Annotated in this window: 1 protein-coding gene; it reads right to left on the reverse strand. The window is 67.0% G+C overall.

Annotation, left to right across the window (positions count from 1 at the left end; all coding sequences use genetic code 11):
- A partial coding sequence (locus tag FLQ44_RS17165) for an ACT domain-containing protein (RefSeq protein ID WP_147695378.1) occupies positions 1-279 on the reverse strand: 279 nt, incomplete at both ends.

The following is a 279-nucleotide window of genomic DNA, read 5'->3' on the forward strand; positions in this document are numbered from 1 at the left end:
GCCGAAGTGCATCACCGCCATGCGCAGGTCGCGCTCCTGGTACTCGACGTTGTCGATATTCGATTCGGCTTCGGCAATCGCCGCCGCGACCTGCGCGAGCACGCCGGGCTTGTTCAGCACCTCGACCCGCAGGCCAGCGCGGAAGTCGCCTTCGACCTCGCGGTCCCAGTCGACCGGCACCCAGCGCTCGGGGCTCTTCTGCAGCTCGGGCAGGTTGGGGCACTCCATGCGGTGCACGACCACGCCCTTGCCCGAGGACAGATAGCCCATGATCTCATC

This window comes from Vogesella mureinivorans, assembly GCF_007644035.1.
Lineage (GTDB): Bacteria > Pseudomonadota > Gammaproteobacteria > Burkholderiales > Chromobacteriaceae > Vogesella > Vogesella mureinivorans.